This window comes from Arthrobacter sp. Ms25 (genome assembly GCF_059090365.1).
The window spans coordinates 173685-190627 of the sequence record NZ_JBNHFP010000004.1 but is presented as its reverse complement, the minus strand read 5'-3'; the positions used below and the strand labels follow the sequence as shown (position 1 = coordinate 190627).

General features: G+C 66.3%; 19 protein-coding genes and 1 tRNA gene. 8 read left to right on the top strand and 12 right to left on the bottom strand.

The features are described 5' to 3' along the window. Positions 1-290: 290 nt before the first annotated feature. From AC5RT8_RS12430 to AC5RT8_RS12405, 6 genes are all read right to left on the bottom strand, one after another. Positions 291-1382 (bottom strand): GNAT family N-acetyltransferase, encoded by a 1092-nt coding sequence (locus AC5RT8_RS12430; RefSeq protein WP_494096028.1) that lies wholly within the window; start codon positions 1380-1382, stop codon positions 291-293. Positions 1383-1520: 138 nt separating this feature from the next. Next, positions 1521-2228 carry a 50S ribosomal protein L1 gene (gene rplA, locus AC5RT8_RS12425; protein ID WP_494096027.1) on the bottom strand — a complete coding sequence of 236 codons (708 nt, stop codon included), beginning with the start codon at positions 2226-2228 and terminating at the stop codon, positions 1521-1523. 110 nt (positions 2229-2338) lie between these two features. Next, positions 2339-2770 (bottom strand): 50S ribosomal protein L11, encoded by a 432-nt coding sequence (gene rplK / locus AC5RT8_RS12420; RefSeq protein ID WP_146361026.1) that lies wholly within the window; start codon positions 2768-2770, stop codon positions 2339-2341. Between the two features lie 129 nt (positions 2771-2899). Then, positions 2900-3688, bottom strand: a complete 789-nt coding sequence (gene nusG / locus AC5RT8_RS12415; RefSeq protein WP_494096410.1) for a transcription termination/antitermination protein NusG — start codon at positions 3686-3688, stop codon at positions 2900-2902. Positions 3689-3758: 70 nt separating this feature from the next. After that, positions 3759-4040, bottom strand: coding sequence for a preprotein translocase subunit SecE (secE, locus tag AC5RT8_RS12410; protein WP_494096026.1), 282 nt, complete (start codon positions 4038-4040; stop codon positions 3759-3761). A gap of 84 nt (positions 4041-4124) precedes the next feature. Next, positions 4125-4197, bottom strand: a tRNA-Trp gene (locus AC5RT8_RS12405). A gap of 282 nt (positions 4198-4479) precedes the next feature. Between AC5RT8_RS12405 and AC5RT8_RS12400 the strand changes: the two genes are divergently transcribed. Then, entirely contained in the window at positions 4480-5703 is a 1224-nt protein-coding gene (locus AC5RT8_RS12400) for a pyridoxal phosphate-dependent aminotransferase (protein WP_494096025.1), read from the top strand. Here the strand turns inward: AC5RT8_RS12400 and AC5RT8_RS12395 are convergent. Continuing rightward, entirely contained in the window at positions 5700-6359 is a 660-nt protein-coding gene (locus AC5RT8_RS12395) for a LuxR C-terminal-related transcriptional regulator (RefSeq protein ID WP_494096024.1), read from the bottom strand. The genes AC5RT8_RS12400 and AC5RT8_RS12395 overlap by 4 nt on opposite strands. After that, complete coding sequence (locus tag AC5RT8_RS12390; RefSeq protein ID WP_494096023.1) at positions 6356-7678, bottom strand: ATP-binding protein; 1323 nt, start codon at positions 7676-7678, stop codon at positions 6356-6358. The genes AC5RT8_RS12395 and AC5RT8_RS12390 overlap by 4 nt, the downstream gene beginning before the upstream one ends. A 134-nt stretch (positions 7679-7812) precedes the next feature. On the opposite strand from AC5RT8_RS12390, the gene AC5RT8_RS12385 reads away from it, so the two are divergent. The 5 genes from AC5RT8_RS12385 (at position 7813) to AC5RT8_RS12365 (ending at position 11789) form a co-directional block, all read left to right on the top strand. Next, positions 7813-9180 (top strand): PspC domain-containing protein, encoded by a 1368-nt coding sequence (locus AC5RT8_RS12385; RefSeq protein WP_494096022.1) that lies wholly within the window; start codon positions 7813-7815, stop codon positions 9178-9180. Between the two features lie 2 nt (positions 9181-9182). Continuing rightward, entirely contained in the window at positions 9183-9557 is a 375-nt protein-coding gene (locus tag AC5RT8_RS12380) for a hypothetical protein (protein ID WP_494096021.1), read from the top strand. 81 nt (positions 9558-9638) lie between these two features. After that, the gene (locus AC5RT8_RS12375; RefSeq protein ID WP_494096020.1) at positions 9639-9881 is read left to right on the top strand and encodes a PspC domain-containing protein; all 243 of its coding nucleotides are present in this window, start codon (positions 9639-9641) and stop codon (positions 9879-9881) included. A gap of 70 nt (positions 9882-9951) precedes the next feature. Continuing rightward, a complete protein-coding gene (locus AC5RT8_RS12370; RefSeq protein ID WP_494096019.1) occupies positions 9952-10983 on the top strand; it encodes a 6-phosphofructokinase in 1032 nt (343 codons plus the stop codon). A gap of 89 nt (positions 10984-11072) precedes the next feature. Next, a complete protein-coding gene (locus tag AC5RT8_RS12365) occupies positions 11073-11789 on the top strand; it encodes a GNAT family N-acetyltransferase (RefSeq protein WP_494096018.1) in 717 nt (238 codons plus the stop codon). A gap of 6 nt (positions 11790-11795) precedes the next feature. On the opposite strand, the gene AC5RT8_RS12360 is transcribed toward AC5RT8_RS12365, so the two are convergent. From AC5RT8_RS12360 to AC5RT8_RS12345, 4 genes are all read right to left on the bottom strand, one after another. After that, entirely contained in the window at positions 11796-12197 is a 402-nt protein-coding gene (locus tag AC5RT8_RS12360) for an ankyrin repeat domain-containing protein (protein ID WP_494096017.1), read from the bottom strand. 48 nt (positions 12198-12245) lie between these two features. Beyond that, complete coding sequence (gene ygfZ / locus AC5RT8_RS12355) at positions 12246-13337, bottom strand: CAF17-like 4Fe-4S cluster assembly/insertion protein YgfZ (protein ID WP_494096016.1); 1092 nt, start codon at positions 13335-13337, stop codon at positions 12246-12248. A 61-nt stretch (positions 13338-13398) separates the two neighbouring features. Beyond that, positions 13399-13998: a nitrobindin family protein gene (locus tag AC5RT8_RS12350; RefSeq protein WP_494096015.1), complete on the bottom strand. Its 600-nt coding sequence runs from the start codon at positions 13996-13998 to the stop codon at positions 13399-13401. 273 nt (positions 13999-14271) lie between these two features. Beyond that, entirely contained in the window at positions 14272-14964 is a 693-nt protein-coding gene (locus AC5RT8_RS12345) for a hypothetical protein (protein WP_494096014.1), read from the bottom strand. A 193-nt stretch (positions 14965-15157) separates the two neighbouring features. Between AC5RT8_RS12345 and AC5RT8_RS12340 the strand changes: the two genes are divergently transcribed. Together AC5RT8_RS12340 and mshD are read left to right on the top strand one after the other, a co-directional pair. Beyond that, entirely contained in the window at positions 15158-15862 is a 705-nt protein-coding gene (locus tag AC5RT8_RS12340; protein WP_494096013.1) for a winged helix-turn-helix transcriptional regulator, read from the top strand. A gap of 61 nt (positions 15863-15923) precedes the next feature. Beyond that, on the top strand, positions 15924-16913 hold the full coding sequence (mshD, locus tag AC5RT8_RS12335) for a mycothiol synthase (RefSeq protein ID WP_494096012.1): 990 nt from the start codon (positions 15924-15926) through the stop codon (positions 16911-16913). Positions 16914-16943: the final 30 nt, after the last annotated feature.

The following is a 16943-nucleotide window of genomic DNA, read 5'->3' as shown; positions in this document are numbered from 1 at the left end:
ATCGGGTCCCGAACATAAAAAACGCCCCGGGCAGATGCACGGGGCTTCACTCAACGGACACACGGAGTTCCGGAGTTCAGTTCGTTCACCTGCGCAGGCCGCCCTTTAGGCAAGGGACTTTCGGATGCATCTCCAACCGGATTCCACGCGTGGAGGACTGATGGTTCAGCCTTACGGTGGGATTGAATGCACATCGACCGACGGTCTTTGGTAGTTCAAGAGTACGGGAGAAACCGCCCGGGGACAAATCTGCACCCGTTGAAGCGGCCGGGCACCCGGCCGCTGCCGGTTCAGCCTGCGGCAATCGCTTTCTGCCACTCCCCCGAGTATCCAATCGCACGGAAGCCCAGGCTCTCGTTAATGGAGAGCATGTACCGGTTCTCCTCCGCGTTCCAGGTGTAGACCCGTCGCGCTTCGGGAACGGCTTCCCGCAGCCGCACCAGGTTTGCTGCTTTGAGGAGCATGCCCAGCCGGTTGCCCCGGTGGGCATCCAGCACCAGGGTGTCATCCTGGTAGGCAACCGCCGGGTTGTTGCGGAAGACCTCAAGGACCGTATGGCCGACCAGTTCGCCGGTGGCAGCCTGCCGCGCCGCGGTGACCAGCACCTCGGCGTCCATCCCCCGGGCCTTGCCCTCGGCCTCCCGGACGCGCGCAGCGTCCCAGGCCTCCTCCGCAAGCTCCAGGCCGCCCTGCGGAGCATCCGTGCTCATCTTCTGCCGCAGACGGGCATATGCATCCACCAGCCCGTCCGGGCAGGCACCGCTCCAGAACTCCAGTTCATAACCCGGCCCCGCAGCAGCCGCCGCCCGTTCCAGCACCGCCGCACCGGCGTCATCGGCGCCTTCCAGTTCCAAGACACTGACACGGTCAACAAGCTCCAGGCGGAAGCCCAGACCGGCAGCGAAAGCTGCCGCGGCGTCGTGCGGGATGAAGGAGTCCGCACCGGCAATGCCGGACCCGGCGGATCCGCCGCCCAGATGGTCCGTCTCAGCCATCAGCATGCGCCGACCTGCGTCCGTGGCCAGCTGCGCTGCTGCGTTGAACAGCGCCGTCCCCACGCCCTGCCGGCGGGCTCCGGGTGCAACCACTACATGGACCGTACCGGTGTGCAGGTTGTCCGTGAGCGGCAGGTTCAGCTGGGCAACGCCGACAATAGCCGCGTCCGGGCCCTCGCCGAGGCGGGCTGCCAGCAGCTCGCGACGCCGGGTGGCCGTGTTGCCCCGCCCGGCCAGCTGCGCCTGGGCCGGAGCGTAAAAGTCGTCGTTTCCCCAAAACTCCCGCTGCTGGGCGTTAAGCAGTTCCGCCACGGCCAGGAAGTCCGCAGCGCCGGGCCCGGCCAGGTCCGGCGGGACCGGCACGGACTGTATGTGAACCTGTGTCATGGGACACATACTGCCGGACACCGGTCCCACGACCAAAAGCCGGGACACGGGAACCTCGCCGGGAATGCAAAGGGCGGCCGCAGCAAAAATGCTGCGGCCGCCCCGGCGGAAGGAATTCCTTCCTAAGATGCGCGAAGACTATGCGTCTGCGAGGACCTTGGTGACGTTGGGATCAACGCTGATGCTCGGGCCGAACGTGGTGGTCACGGTGGCCTTGGAGATGTAGCGGCCCTTGGCTGCGGACGGCTTCAGGCGAAGAACCTCTTCGAGGGCTGCTGCGTAGTTCTCAGCCAGCTTCTTCGAATCGAAGGACACCTTGCCGATGATGAAGTGCAGGTTGGAGTGCTTGTCGACGCGGAAGTCGATCTTGCCGCCCTTGATGTCCGTGACAGCCTTGGCCACGTTCGGGGTAACCGTACCGGTCTTCGGGTTCGGCATGAGGTTACGCGGGCCGAGCACGCGGCCCAGGCGGCCGACCTTGCCCATCATGTCCGGGGTAGCCACTGCGGCGTCGAAGTCGGTCCAGCCTGCTGCGACCTTTTCGATCATGTCGTCGGAGCCAACGAAGTCGGCGCCGGCGGCGATTGCCGCTTCAGCCTTCTCGCCGGTTGCGAACACGAGGACGCGGGCCGTCTTGCCGGTGCCGTGGGGCAGGTTGACCGTGCCGCGGACCATCTGGTCAGCCTTACGGGGGTCAACGCCCAGGCGGAAAGCCACCTCAACGGTTGCGTCGAACTTGGAAGGATTAGTTTCCTTCGCCAGCTCTACAGCCTCGACCGGTGCGTACAGCTTGTCCGCATCGATCTTGGCTGCAGCTGCTTCATATGCTTTGCTGCGCTTTGCCATCTGCTTTTTCTCCTTGTGCAGTTGTGGTCTGTCGGACCGCGCCCGGCCCTGCCACGCGCCGGAACCCGTTACGGGCGCCGACAGTTATGTGAAATGAAATGCAGGGGGCTTTAGCCCTCTACGGTGATGCCCATCGAACGGGCGGTGCCTGCGATGATCTTGGCAGCTGCCTGGACATCGTTGGCGTTGAGGTCTTCCATCTTCATGGTGGCGATCTCTTCGACCTGGGCCTGGGTCAGGTTGGCAACCTTGGCGGTGTGCGGGGTCGCGGAACCCTTGGCAACACCGGCAGCCTTCTTGATCAGCTGTGCAGCCGGAGGAGTCTTCGTGATGAAGGTGAAGGAACGGTCTTCGTAAACGGTGATTTCCACCGGGATAACGTTGCCGCGCTGGGATTCCGTGGCAGCGTTGTACGCCTTGCAGAATTCCATGATGTTGACACCGTGCTGGCCAAGTGCCGGACCAATCGGAGGAGCCGGGTTGGCGGCGCCTGCGTTGATCTGCAGCTTGATGAGGCCGGTGACCTTTTTCTTGGGGGCCATGAAAGGGTCCTTCTCTAAATTATGTTCCCGAAGGACAGGAGCGTCCATCCGGGGCGGTGGCCGCCATGGCTTGGCGGCCGGACGCTGCCTGCAGGTTAAAGCGGACCTGCCGGCAGCGAAGTCTGTAAGCTACTGGAGCTTGGTGACCTGGCCGAAGCCAAGGGTCACGGGCGTTTCGCGCTCGAAGATGGTCACGAGGACCACCAGCTGCTGGGATTCGGGCTTGATCTCGGAGATCGTGGCCTGCAGCGTCTCGAACGGTCCCTCGTTGACGGTAACGGGCTCGCCGATTTCGAAGTCCACCGCGATGTTGGCGGACTGCTGCTGCTGTGCAGGCTTGCCGGCCTCGGCCTTGGGCGAAACCACGGTGTGCTCGAGCATCGAGAACACCTCGGAGAGGCTCAGCGGAGTCGGGTTGTGTGCGTTGCCGACGAAGCCGGTGACGCCGGGCGTGTGCCGGACAACGCCCCAGGACTCATCGGTCAGGTTCATGCGCACCAGCACGTAGCCGGGGATGCGCACGCGGTTGACGATCTTCCGCGTGGTGTTCTTGATCTCGACGACTTCCTCCATCGGGACCTGGATTTCGAAGATGTCCTCTTCCATGTCCAGGGTCTGGATGCGCGTCTCAAGGTTGGACTTCACGCGGTTCTCGTAGCCGGCGTAGGAGTGGATGACGTACCAGTCACCCTCCTGGCGGCGCAGCTTCGCCTTGAAGGCTTCGGCCGGATCCTCTTCAGGCTCAGCGTCTTCTGCGGCAGGCTCTTCGGCTGCGTTTTCTTCGTCGGCCGATGCATCAACAGCAGCGGACGCCTCGTCGACGTCGGCTGCGGGATCCTCGGTATCCAGATCAGCATTGTCATTGATCTGTGATTCGAGTTCTTGCTCGGACACGTAGATTCCTGCTTTCTTCTTCAGAGCACTATCGGGTTTGTCACTAGCTCATGGTCTCCGGATCCGCGCCGGCGGGCGGAGCCTTAGGTCTTGGCTAGCTTTCGCCGCCGCCCGAGCCGAAGATCCACAGTGCGCCCCTGCCAAAGGCAAAGTCGAGAACCGTAACAATAAGCATCATCACCAGCACGAACGCGAGGACAACGAGTGTGTACCTCAGCAGTTCCTTACGGGTGGGGGTGACCACCTTTTTGAGTTCGGCGATCACCTGGCGCAGGAAGAGAGCAATACCGGCGAAGAAGCTCCGCTTTTTGGGCCCGTTGGAGGGGTGTCCCTTGGAGCTGCTGGCAGCTGTCTCGGTCACCTTCGCCTCACTCATCTGTGTCGGTTCACAATCGCAGCATGCGCTGGGACTGCTCATTCCATGAAGGACTGCTGAGCTGCCTGAAATGACAGTTCTGCGCAGGGCAGACAGGACTCGAACCTGCAACCTGCGGTTTTGGAGACCGCTGCGCTACCAATTGCGCCACTACCCTATGGAGGAAAACGTTCACACCTACCGCCACCATTGTAGCCACAGCAGACCGGAGATTATTTCCACAATCATTCCGGTCCAGAGGCACAAAGCAGCGTGGTGTTCCCAACCACCGAAGAACCAGTCTACGCAAACTTTCGCGTCCCGTCGAACCGGGCGCCTCCCTGCTGTGCAGGCCGGACCTGCAGCGTGCTTTCGCAGCGCCTAAACTGGGGGAACGCCGCCGTCGTCCGGCAGGACCAACGGGGCACGCATCAGCCGCCACACACCAGACGGGAACCACATGTCTTCCACCGGCCGTATATCAGAGCGCATCGCTTCCATTGCCGAGTCCGCAACCCTGGCAGTGGACGCCAAGGCCAAGGCATTGAAGGCCGCCGGGCGCCCGGTGATCGGCTTCGGTGCAGGGGAGCCGGATTTCCCCACCCCGGAATACATTGTCGACGCCGCCGTGGACGCCGCCCGCCAGCCGCGCTTCCACCGCTACTCCCCCGCCGGCGGACTGCCTGAGCTAAAGAAGGCCATCGCCGCCAAGACCCTGCGGGACTCCGGCTACGCCGTGGACCCCGCCCAGGTCCTGGTGACCAACGGCGGCAAGCAGGCCGTCTATGAGTCATTCGCAACGCTGCTGAACCCGGGCGACGAAGTCCTTGTACCGACCCCGTACTGGACCACCTACCCGGAGGCCATCCGGCTGGCCGGCGGTGTCCCGGTGGAGGTCTTCGCCGGCCCGGAGCAGGGTTACCTGGTGAGTGTCGCCCAGCTCGAGGCGGCCCGCACCGAAAGCACCAAGGTCCTGCTGTTCGTTTCGCCCTCCAACCCCACCGGTGCCGTCTACCCGGCCGAGCAGGTTGCGGAGATCGGCCGCTGGGCTGCGGAACACGGGCTGTGGGTCGTCACGGACGAAATCTACGAGCACCTGACATACGACGGCGTGCCCTTCACCTCCATTGCCACGGCAGCCCCGGAGCTTGGCGACAAGGTGGTTGTGCTCAACGGTGTTGCCAAGACCTACGCCATGACCGGCTGGCGGGTTGGCTGGATGATTGCCGCGCCGGACGTCATCAAGGCCGCCACCAACCTGCAGTCCCACCTGTCCTCCAACGTGTCCAACGTGTCGCAGATGGCGGCCCTGGCTGCGGTGTCGGGGCCGTTGACCGCCGTGGATGAGATGAAACGCGCCTTTGACCGGCGCCGCCGCGCCATGGTGTCGGCCCTGAACTCGATCGACGGTGTTGAGTGCCCGATGCCCGAGGGCGCCTTCTACGCCTACGCGGATGTCCGCGGCCTGCTGGGCCGCGAGTTCCCGGGCAAGGACGGCGCGGTCCGCCCGCAGACGTCCGCCGAGCTGGCGGCACTGATCCTGGATACGGTGGAGGTTGCCGTGGTGCCGGGCGAGGCGTTCGGCCCCTCCGGCTACCTGCGCCTTTCCTACGCCCTGGGCGATGAAGACCTCGCCACCGGCATGGAGCGGCTGCAGGACTTCCTGGGCAAGGGCAAGGCCTAGAGCAGCCGGCGGTCCGCCGCCCAGCGGGTGAGCTCGTGGCGGGAAGAGAGCTGGAGTTTGCGCAGCACGGATGAGACGTGCGTTTCCACGGTCTTCACGGAGATGAACAGTTCGCGTGCCACCTCCTTGTAGCTGTAGCCGCGGGCGATCAGCCGCATGACTTCCAGCTCGCGGGCGGAGAGCCGGTCCAGCTCGTCGTCCACGGCTACGCTCGCCGTACCGAAGGCGTCCAGCACGAATCCGGCAAGGCGCGGGGAGAACACGGCGTCGCCGCCCGCCACCCGGAGGACGGCGTCGGAAATCTCCGGCCCGGAAATGGTCTTGGTGACGTAGCCGCGGGCTCCGGCCCGGATGACGGTCACCACGTCTTCGGCTGCGTCGGAAACGCTCAGCGCCAGGAACCGGGTCACCCCGAGCATCCCGGCGCACCCGGCCAGCACTTCCGCGCCGCCGCCGCCGTTGCCTCCGGGCAGGTGGACATCGAGGAGGACGACGGCGGGCCGCCGTGCGGTGATCACCGCAACGGCGGTCTCCACGCTGTCTGCTTCGGCCACCACATTGATTCGGGAATCCAGGTCGGCGCGCAGTCCGGAACGGAAAATGGCGTGGTCATCCACCACCACGACGTCGATGGGCGGCTGCGGGTGGACTGTCATTGGTGGTGTGCTCCGTTGCTCGAGACGCGGCTCTGGGGTGGTGCCGAACCGCCCGGTCCGGCACCGGCGGCCCCGGTTTCGGGGCCCTTCGGCAGGGGCAGCACCAGCCGGACTTCGGTGCCGGCCGCCGTACTGCGAATGGCGGCACTGCCTCCGGCACGCTGCATCCGGCCGATGATGGAGCCCCGCACACCGATGCGGTCCGGGGGCACCGTGTCCGGGTCGAATCCGGACCCGCGGTCCCGCACGAAGACTTCCAGCTGCTCGGGCCTGCACTCAACATAGACCGAAACCGTCCCGCCCGCGTGCTGGGCGGCGTTCAGCACAGCCGCCCTGGCGGCGGAGGCCAGGGCCTCGGTCCGCTCATCCAGCTGCGCGTCCGAAACCGCCACCAGCTCGATCGGATGCCCGTAGCCGTCTTCTATCTCAGCAGCCATCCGGCGCAGGCACTCCACCAGATGGTCTTCTGCCCGGGTACGGTCCGAGTACAACCACTGCCGCAGTTCCCGTTCCTGCGCCCGGGCCAGCCGGATAACATCCTGCTCGGAGCCGGCCCGTTTCTGGATCAGGGCGAGGGTCTGCAGCACCGAGTCGTGCAGATGGGCAGCAATTTCAGCCCGCTCGGTCTGCCGGATCCGACCGGACCGTTCCGCTTCCAGGTCCCGCCAGTGTTTTATCGCCCACGGGGTGAACACCAGTGCGATCCCGGCCAGCACCGCAGCCGAAGCCAGCAGGCCGGCCATCAGGACATCCCAGCTCACTGCCCCGGAGATCACCACCAGCACCCCGGCCACCACCAGCAGCAGGCCCGCCGCGAGACGGACCAGGCCCGAGGCGCGGTCCGCTCCGGCGCTGTTCATCAACCCCGCCCGCCGGCTCTCGTCCAGCTGTGTCCAGGCCAGCACTGCTCCGCCCGCAATCGCGGCGACCGGGAGGAACAGCCCCCAGTTCAGGTTCGCGCCCAGCCTTTGGGCAATGAAGGCCGCAGCCACCAGCAGCAGGGCGGTGCCGGCCGCCACCTCCCGCTGCCCCGCCTTCCCCTGCCCCAGAACGGGGACCGTTCCCTCCCGAAGCTGCCGCGCATAGTTCTCGGCAATACTGCGCGGATTGGCGGAGACCTGCTCCTTTTTCTCCTGCTCCTCCTGCGTCGGCACCATCACCCACAGCCACCCGTAGAGGATGAGGCCGCTGCCGGCGCCCAGCACCAGTACGGCCATGAAGATCCGGGTCAGTCTGAGCGGCCAGCCCAGGTGGGCGGCCAGCCCGGCGCAGACGCCGGCAATCATCCGGTCGCGGGGACGCACCAAGGGTTCTCTCATGGCCCCATCCAAGCATGCCGGAGGCGCCGGGCACCGGCCCCGGGGATAAAAAAGACCGTTCTTCAGGGCACGTTCAGGGGCGGCTCAGGGTAGTCCCTGATGCGGTACGGCTGCTCCGGGCAAAGACTGGAGGCATGAATCCTTCCCCATCCCCTGATCCCGGGGCACAAGACCCCGCATCGCGGCCTGCAGCGGAGCAGCAGCCTGCCCCCACCGGCAGTACTTCAACCGGCTCAGGGCCGGCAGGCGCCGGGACGCCGGACAGTCCGGCACCCGGCGGCATCCACAACGACTTCTTTGGATGGGTCCGCTCGTTCGGCGTCGTCCGCAGTGCCGACCGGTGGTTCGGCGGAGTAGCCGCCGGGATCGCCGCGAGGACCGGACTGGACCCGGTACTGGTCCGCGGCCTGTTTATTGTCCTGGGCCTGTTCGGCATCGGTTTCCTGGTCTACGGGGCCGCCTGGGCGCTGCTTCCGGAACCGGACGGCAGGATCCATGTGGAGGAGGCAATCCGCGGAACCTGGACCTCCGGCATGACTGGTGCCCTGATCTTCACCGTTCTCGGCATCGGCGGCCCCGGGGTGTCCTTCCTCGACGGCGACAGCTGGTTCGGGGGCGTCCTCTGGACCCTGTTCTGGATCGGTGCTGCTGTGGCCGCTGTTTACTGGTTCTCCACGGACAAGGGGCGCCAACTCCTTTCCCGGCATTCCGGACCCGCATCGGGTTCCCCGGGCCCCCGGCCGGAGAAACCGGTGACACTCGCCAAACCGGGCATCCGTGCCGAGTCCGTCATTCCCCCCGCACCGGTCCCGTCTCCCGATGCCAGGCAGGAGACGGGCTGCGACAGGAAGGCCAGGCATGTCCCCGGGGCCCCCGGAGCGTTCGCAGCGGCACTGTTCGGCGCCGCCCTGCTCGCCGGCGGTGCCGTCCTGGCCCTGGACTACGTCAACGTACTTTCCCTGGGCGCACCGGTTTCCGTTGCCCTGGCAGCAGCCGCTGCCGTCCTGGGCCTCGGAATCGTCATCCTGGGCCTGATCGGCAGGCACTCCAGCGGGATCGGCACGGCGGCAGTGGCGGCGCTCATCGCTGCATTCCTGACCCAGGGCAGCTGGACCAATGCGAACACGGTCGTGGCCTCCGAAGCGGATTGGACGCCGGGGAGCGCTGCCGAGGCGAGCGAGGGCTATACCTACGTGGCCGCCAACGGAACCGTGGACCTTCGCAGTCTCGAAACCTCCGGCGACCTTGAAGTACCCGCCAGCGTAGCTGCGGGCAACATCAACATCCTGGTTCCCGAAGATAAGCCCGTAACGGTGCTGTTCGGCATGGCTGCCGGAAACGTCGAGGTCAGCGACGGACAGGACACCGGTAACTACGGCGGCCTGTGGCAGGGATCAACCGAACACACCCTCAACGACGATGCCGGCGGAGACCGCATCATCATCGATATCCGCGGACTCGCGGGCAATGTATTCGTCACTACTGATGAAAGCGACCTTTAGCCATGGAGCAGGACAACGAGAGGGACTATTTAGGCCGGCAGTACGGTCCGGAGAGCTCCGGGCGCTCCGTCCCGAAGGTGCAGCCGGCAGCTGCCGCAGAGGCGCACGGCGTCCCGGTACCACCGGCACCGGACACCGCATCGCCTGCCGCGGCACCGGACCCCGCCACGGCCGGAAACCCGCCCCGTCAGCTGCAGGTGGGCACTGTCGTGTGGGGACTGGTCCTGACCGTCCTCGCTGTGCTGGTGCTGCTGGCGAACACCGTAAACCTATCCGTGGATCCGATGGTGCTGCTGCTGTGCCTCACCCTCGGCGCCGGCCTCGCCATGCTGGCCGGTGGACTCCTGTCCGGCCTTCGCAGGAACCGCTCCCGCTGAGCAGCCCGGCGGATCTTCGACCGGGCCAGCGCCCGAAATCACCGTTTCCCAATTCCGGCACCATCAGATAAGGCTTAGTACATGGAAAAGTTCTTCAGCATCGTCCGCTCCTCTCCGATCAAACGGCGGAAAGGCTGGCTCGGCGGGGTCTGCGCCGGTATTGCCGCCACCTACGGATGGGATGTTTCCCTGGTCCGGATCGGTGTCCTGCTCAGTTTCCTGCTGCCCTTCGTTGGGATCGGCACCTATCTGGTGGCCTGGCTGCTGCTGCCGAAAACAGACGGAACCATCCTCCTGCAGAGCCTGGTGGGTCCCCGCGCTTAGTCGCTGCCCTCCGGGCTGGCTAGAATCGAGGCAACACGCACTCACTGCCAGCAGATCCAGGGGTAATGACATGAAAATCGGTATCCTCACCAGCGGAGGCGACTGCCCCGGCCTGAACGCCGTGATCCGCGGTGCCGTACTCAAAGGCATCAAGGAATACGAGGACATTGAGTTCGTTGGCTTCCGGGACGGCTGGCGCGGCGTTGTCGACGGCGACGTCATGGACCTGCCACGCTCCAGTGTCCGCGGCATCTCCAAGCAGGGCGGCACCATCCTCGGGACCTCCCGCACCAATCCGTTCGAGGGCCCCAACGGCGGCCCGGAAAAGATCAAGGCGACGCTGGAACGGCTGGGCATCGACGCCGTCATTGCCATTGGCGGCGAGGGGACCCTGGCCGCCGCACAGCGGCTGACGGACGCGGGATTGAAAATCGTCGGCGTCCCCAAGACCGTGGATAACGACCTGGATGCCACCGACTACACCTTCGGCTTCGACACCGCCGTGGAAATTGCCACGGAAGCGTGCGACCGCCTCCGGACCACCGGGGAGTCCCACCACCGCTGCATGGTTGCCGAAGTCATGGGCCGGCACGTCGGGTGGATTGCCCTGCATTCGGGCATGGCTGCCGGCGCGCACGCCATCCTGATTCCCGAACACCCGGTCAGTATCGACCAGATTGCACAGTGGGTCAGCGAGGCCCGCGACCGCGGCCGTGCCCCCTTGGTGGTGGTGGCCGAGGGGTTCGTCACGACCGATATGGAAACCCCGCACTCCGAACGCGGCCTGGACAGCTTCGGCCGGCCGCGCCTCGGCGGCATCGGCGAACTGCTGGCACCGGAAATCGAAGCACGGACCGGCATAGAAACCCGTGCCACGGTGCTCGGCCACATCCAGCGAGGAGGCGTGCCGACGGCCTATGACCGGGTGCTGGCGACCCGGCTGGGTATGGCTGCCGTGGATTCGGTGGTGGACGGGTTGTGGGGAACCATGGTCTCCCTGGACGGCACGGATATTGTGCACGTCGGTTTTGAAAAGGCCCTGGGCAACCTCAAGACCGTTCCGGAGCACCGATATGACGAGGCTGCCATCCTCTTCGGCTAGCCGGGCCATGCTGTGCGTTTCCTGAGGATTCCCCACCACACGGCCGGGCGTTTCCTCGGTCGCGTATTGAGCGGTGTAGGTTGAAAACCATGAATCTGGACTCGGGAACCATCGCGATTATCCAGCTGGCCTGGTCCCGCCATCTGGGCCTGGCAGACAATGCCCTCGCGGAAACGGACACCGGCGAACGCATTTACAGCGTCCGCGACCAGGCCGAAACCGCTTGCTTCCTGCGTCTTTTCGGGGCTGAGGTCTTCAGCGGCCCCGAATGGGCAGCGGACCGCGCCCGTACCCAGAGCGCGGCGGAACTGACCCGGAACTCCGGCCTCATCCACATGTCCATGGAACACGGCGGGAGGGTGCTGGGCGCCGAGCAGCTGTTTTTCGCCGATGCTTTTCCCAACGTGGTTCCGCTCGAGGAACTGGCCATTGCGAATGAGCCGGACCTCGCGGTGGCGCTCGAGCGGCTCTGCCCGCCCGACGACGTCGCGGAAGCCGCCCTGGCCGGGAAGGAAGAGGTCTTCGTCCTGGTGGACGATTCACTGGACGAACCCCGGCCGGTGGCAGGTGCCGGCTACAGCGTCACGGACGGGATACTCGCGGACATGAGCGTGCTGACCGCGCCGGGCCACCGCCTGCAGGGCCTGGGCAGCTATGTCAGTTCGGTGGCCCTCGAAGACGCCATGGCCGGCGGCCTCATCCCGCAGTGGCGGGCCCGGCTGGACAACATCGGTGCTGCCAGGACCGCAGTGGGCTCGGGTTTCATCCCGGCAGGCAGCCGGACCTCCGTGGCGTTGTCCGCGTAGGCCGCCCTAGCCGAGCAGGTCCAGCATTTCCTGCCGCTGGAAGAACACCGCGGTGTCCCGCGCGGTGGGCGATCCGGCGTCGGGGTCCGCGCCCGCCTCCGCCAGAATGCGGAAGATCTCCGGATACCCCTTGAAGGCGGCGCCGGCAAGCGGGGTCTGGCCGCGGTCATTCTGCGTGTTCACGTCCGCGCCGCGTTCCACCAACAGCGCGGTCAGTTCCACGTGCCCGTGGTACGAGGCGAGCATCAGCAGGTTGTCCCCCGAGCTGTTCGTCAGGTTCACGGGCACGCCGGCATCAAGGTAGCGGCGGATCCCTTCGGTGTCGCCGGCCCGCGCGGCGTCAAAGACCAGGCCGGCCAGCTCAATAACGTCATCGTCGATTTCGGGGCGGGATTCGGGGGTGCTCATGGCGCTCCTCTTGCTATGTGCTCGAATGGTCAACAGGTGTCGTGGCAGCTAGGGCCGCGGTGCCTTCAGGAAACCCGAGGCCCGCCCCACCACGGCGCCGGCGTCGGGTGCCACAATGGGCTCCTGGGCGGCGGCGTACAGCTCGCCGTCGTCGTTCACCACCAGCTGCACGGACGGATCGACGGACCGCTTCACCACTGCCAGGCCCACCGGACCCATTTCGTAATGCGCGCCTACGGAGGTCAGCGTTCCCACCTGCCGTTCCCCCAGCATTACCGGACTTCCGGCTGCCGGGAGGGTGTGCTGCGAACCGTCCAGCTGCAGGAACACCAGCCGGCGCGGCGGATGGCCCAGGTTGTGCACCCGTGCCACGGTCTCCTGGCCCTTATAGCAGCCCTTAGCGAGGTGCACTGCGGTGCGGATCAGGTCCAGTTCGTGCGGGATGGTCTTCGCGTCCGTTTCCGCTCCGAGCCGCGGCCGCCAAGCGGCGATGCGCAGGGCTTCGGAAGCCATGGAGCCGGCCAGGCTGCGTCCGGACGCGTCCATGGCTGCCTCGAAGCCGTCCCGCGGAATCAAGTATTCGTACCAGGGACGTTCAAGCCCGGGGTGGGCGTCCTCCGGAACGGCCGTATAGGCGAACCCCCCGGCACCGATATGCGGCCACGGATCGCTCCAGCACAGGTACTGGTCCCATTCCGGGATCTGCGCAGTGGTCCCGGCCACGGCCCACTGGTCCGTGACATCCGCGATCTCGACCCGGAGCATGAACTTCATCCGCTGCAGCCATTCGGTGAGCCCGGGGGCTTCCGCGGACTCGACCAGCAGCCAGGCGGTGGCACCGTCGTCGATGATCCGCGCGTCGTAATCGATGCGGCCCTGCACGCTGAGCAGCAGCAGTTCCGAACTGACCCCGGGTGCCAGGTCCGTGACCTGCTGGGAGGACAGAGTGTTCAGCCAGCTGAGCCGATCGGGCCCGGTGACGGTGACAACGCCGCGGAAAGACAGGTCGACGACGGCGGTGCCGCGGGCAAGGTTGCGCTGTTCACGCAGCGGGTCACCGTAGTGCGAGGCCGTACCGGCGTCGAGTCCGCCGGCTTCAACGGCGCCGTGGCGGGAAAGCAGGGGGCTGGAATAGGTCATAACAGGTGCAACGTCCTAGCGGCGCGGGCCTATTCCTCCGGCCCGCTTCAGGAGGTCTTGGTCAGGAGGTCTTCTTGAGGATGGCGGAGGCGTGGGCCTTCAGCGCTTCGCCCTCCGAGGCAACGTCCCATCTCCAGTACAGGTCGCCGTTGACCAAACCGTAGATGCGGGTGGCCGCGGAATATTCCTTGGAGTTCACGCCGCGCATGACCAGGTCAGTGGTCAGCTGGATCTGCGGACCCTTGATCTGGCCGTAGTACAGCTCGGCAATGCCGCCGGGGTGGACGATGGTGGCCGTGATGTCGAAGCCGCCCGCATCGTTGCGCAGCTCTTCGACCTCATCTGCGCTGCGGAGCGCAGGGACGATGTCTGCCGGAACCAGTCCGGGGCCGCCGTCGGCCTCATTCAGGGGACGGTCCAGGGCCCAGAAGCCGTTTTCCACGGCCAGGGGCCGCAGCCGGGTGCCCTGCTCGTCGGTGAGCCAGCTTTCCGCCGTGTACTGCAGGTACGGCAGGCCGTTCTGGGTGAAGGTGACCTTCTGGGCGAAGTGCTCGGAATCGGCCTCACCCTCGCCGAGGCGTCCGGATCCTTCCCAGGTACCGATCAGCCAGGACAGCGGCACCAGTTCCGGAGTCAGATCGGTGGGAATCTCCATTGGCATGGCGGGACCTGTCCTTCGGTATAACGGGGTGGGCGGTGAAGCGGGTGTTTACTTCTGGCCCTTGTACAGGCGGGAGATAACCAGTGCAGCGAATCCTGCCATCCCGAGGCCGGTGACACCCAGCAGGGCAATGAAGAAAATTTCGAGAGCAACCATGGCTACATCCTAACGCGCGGGAGGAACAGTTTCCTTTCCGCCATTCGATCACGGCAGGCACCCGCGGGCAAAAACCGCGTCATGGAAAAGCTGCCCGCCGACGGGAGCGTCCAGGACTCAGGGAACGAGGAGCCGTCCGAGGAAATAGACTACGGATCCCAGCACCATGACCGGAGCCAGCCCCAGCGCCAGCCGGCCCGCGGCACTGGAATCATCCTTGCGCGAAAGGGCCAGGCGGCGGAAGGCCATGACGACGGCGGCAATCACCACGCCGCTGAAGGCTGCTGCCAGCCAGGGAACGCCTGCAACCACCAGGGCCACCAGGGAAGCGGTCAATCCGCCGGCCAGCAGGCCCAGGGGCGCGGCCATCCGGTCCGGCAGCGGAATCAGGGACACGGCTACGGCTGCCAGCGCGGCGCTGCCTGCCACCGGGAGCAGTCCCGGATCGCCGTCGGTGCCGGCCAGGCGGGCAGCGGCGACCCAGCCCGAGCCAAGGGCGGCAACCAGCACGCCGGAAATGATGCCGACAATGGACTCCAGGCGGTGCGCCTGGCCCGTCCCGCGGAGCAGCTGGATCAGGAAGACGGCGCCCACGCCCACCGCGACGGCGGCCGGCAGCCAGGTCAGCATGGCCGCGGCGGGCGCGAAATACGCTGCCGCCACTGCTCCTGCGCCTACCAGGCCCAGCGCCGCGCCCTGTGTTTTACGGACCGGAACGCCTATCAGGTGCGGCCAGCACACACCGGCCGCGAGGGCCGCCGCACCGCTTATAAGGGCCACGGCGGGCACGGACAGGTAGGAAGCGCTCACGATACCGATAATGGCAAGCGCCGCCGGCACCGCTAAGCTCCAAAGTTTCACCCTAGTTATCCTGCCTTATTACGGCGTCCAGAAGAAAAGCGACAGGCCCGATACGCGGATGGGTATACTTTCGATCACCTCCAGCCATGCTGATCGGCGGAGAAACGTGCCCAAGGATGTGCGCCCAACACTCGGAGGCCCTATGTCGCACATTTTGCTCCTGACCAACAGTTCCGGTTCTTCTGTCCACGTCCTTCCTGCCCTGGAACTGCTTAACCACAAGGTCCACGTGGTGCCGGCGGAACCGACGGCCCTCCTGGATACCGACCCGAGCGAAATCATCCTCGTGGATGCCCGCCGGGACCTCGTCGGCGCACGTTCCCTGACCCAGCTCCTCAAGGCCACCGGCCTGGGCACGCCCCTGATCCTCATCCTGACGGAGGGCGGAATGGCCGCCGTCGCCGCGAACTGGCTGGCAGATGACGTCATCCTCGATTCCGCCGGCCCTGCCGAACTGGAGGCACGCCTGCGCCTCGCTGCAGCCCGGGGCGCCGGGGCCGCCGAGGCACAGTCCACCGAGATCCGCGCCTCCGGGGTGGTCATTGACGAGGCCAGCTACACCGCCCGGGTCAATGGGGCAGCCCTTAACCTGACATACAAGGAGTTTGAGCTGCTTAAGTACCTGGCGCAGCATCCCGGCCGAGTCTTCACCCGCGACCAGCTCCTCCACGAGGTGTGGGGCTACGACTACTACGGCGGCACCCGGACCGTGGACGTGCACGTCCGCCGGCTGCGGGCAAAGCTGGGCCCCGACCACGAAACCCTGATCGGTACGGTCCGCAACGTCGGCTACCGGTTCACCCGGTCACGGGCGGACACCGCCGCGACCGCCAGCCAGGACGCCTGACCGCAGGCCGCCGGCGGGGCCCGCTCCTGCAGAGCCGCCCTCCCCGCGCTAGGCTTTCGTCATGAGTGAAGAACCGCAGACAGCCTGGCCCGTAGTCGAGACCCGCGGCATGCCCGAACCCGCCGTCCTCGCCGACATCCTGCAACTGGCTTCCGCTGCCCGGGAATCGGACGGCAATCCGCCGCTGTCCGAACAGACACTCGTGGACCTGCGCTCCGCCGACACGGATCCGGATACGCTGTCCGTTTTCACCACCTATGCCTCCGATTCCGACCCCCATACGGGCAGCGGCCAATGGCTGGCCGGGGTTGCCGTCCGGGTATCCGAAACACCGCAGGAACCGGGCGTGCTGGAGCTGGTAGTACACCCAAGCTGCCGCAACCAGGGCGTCGGCACGGCACTCGCTGCCGCCGTGCAGGACTCCGTGCGCCGCGCGCCGCAGGCCGGTCCGGAAGATCCCCGACCCGCTGCCTGGTCGCACGGAAACCATGAGGCCGCCGTCGAGCTCGCCTCCCGCTTCGGCTACCGTCCCGTCCGCGACCTCTGGAAAATGCGCCTGAGTCGGTCCAGCGCCTCCCTGCCCGAAGTCCGCTTCCCCGAAGGGGTGTCGGTGCGGGCCTTCGAACCCGGCCGTGACGAACTCCCCTGGCTGGAGGCGAACGCGGCCGCCTTTGCCCACCACCCGGAACAGGGCTCCATGACCCTGGCCGACCTGCAGGCGCGCATGGCCGAGGACTGGTTTGATCCGGCGGGATTCCTTCTTGCAGTGGACAGCACCGGGAAAATCCTCGGATTCCACTGGACCAAGGTCCACCCGGGCAGCGGCGGGCACCCGCCCATCGGCGAGGTCTACGTGGTGGGCGTTTCCCCCGAGGCCCAGGGACAGGGGCTGGGCAAGGCCCTGACCGTCGCCGGGATCGAGCACCTGCACGCCGCGGGACTGGACGCCGTGATGCTGTACGTCGACGCCGACAACACGGCCGCCGTCGCCCTGTACCGGCGCCTCGGGTTTGTCCGCTGGGACCAGGACGTGATGTACGCACCCGCATAGGGACGCAGCTTGTAATGTTGTTTGCAGGGC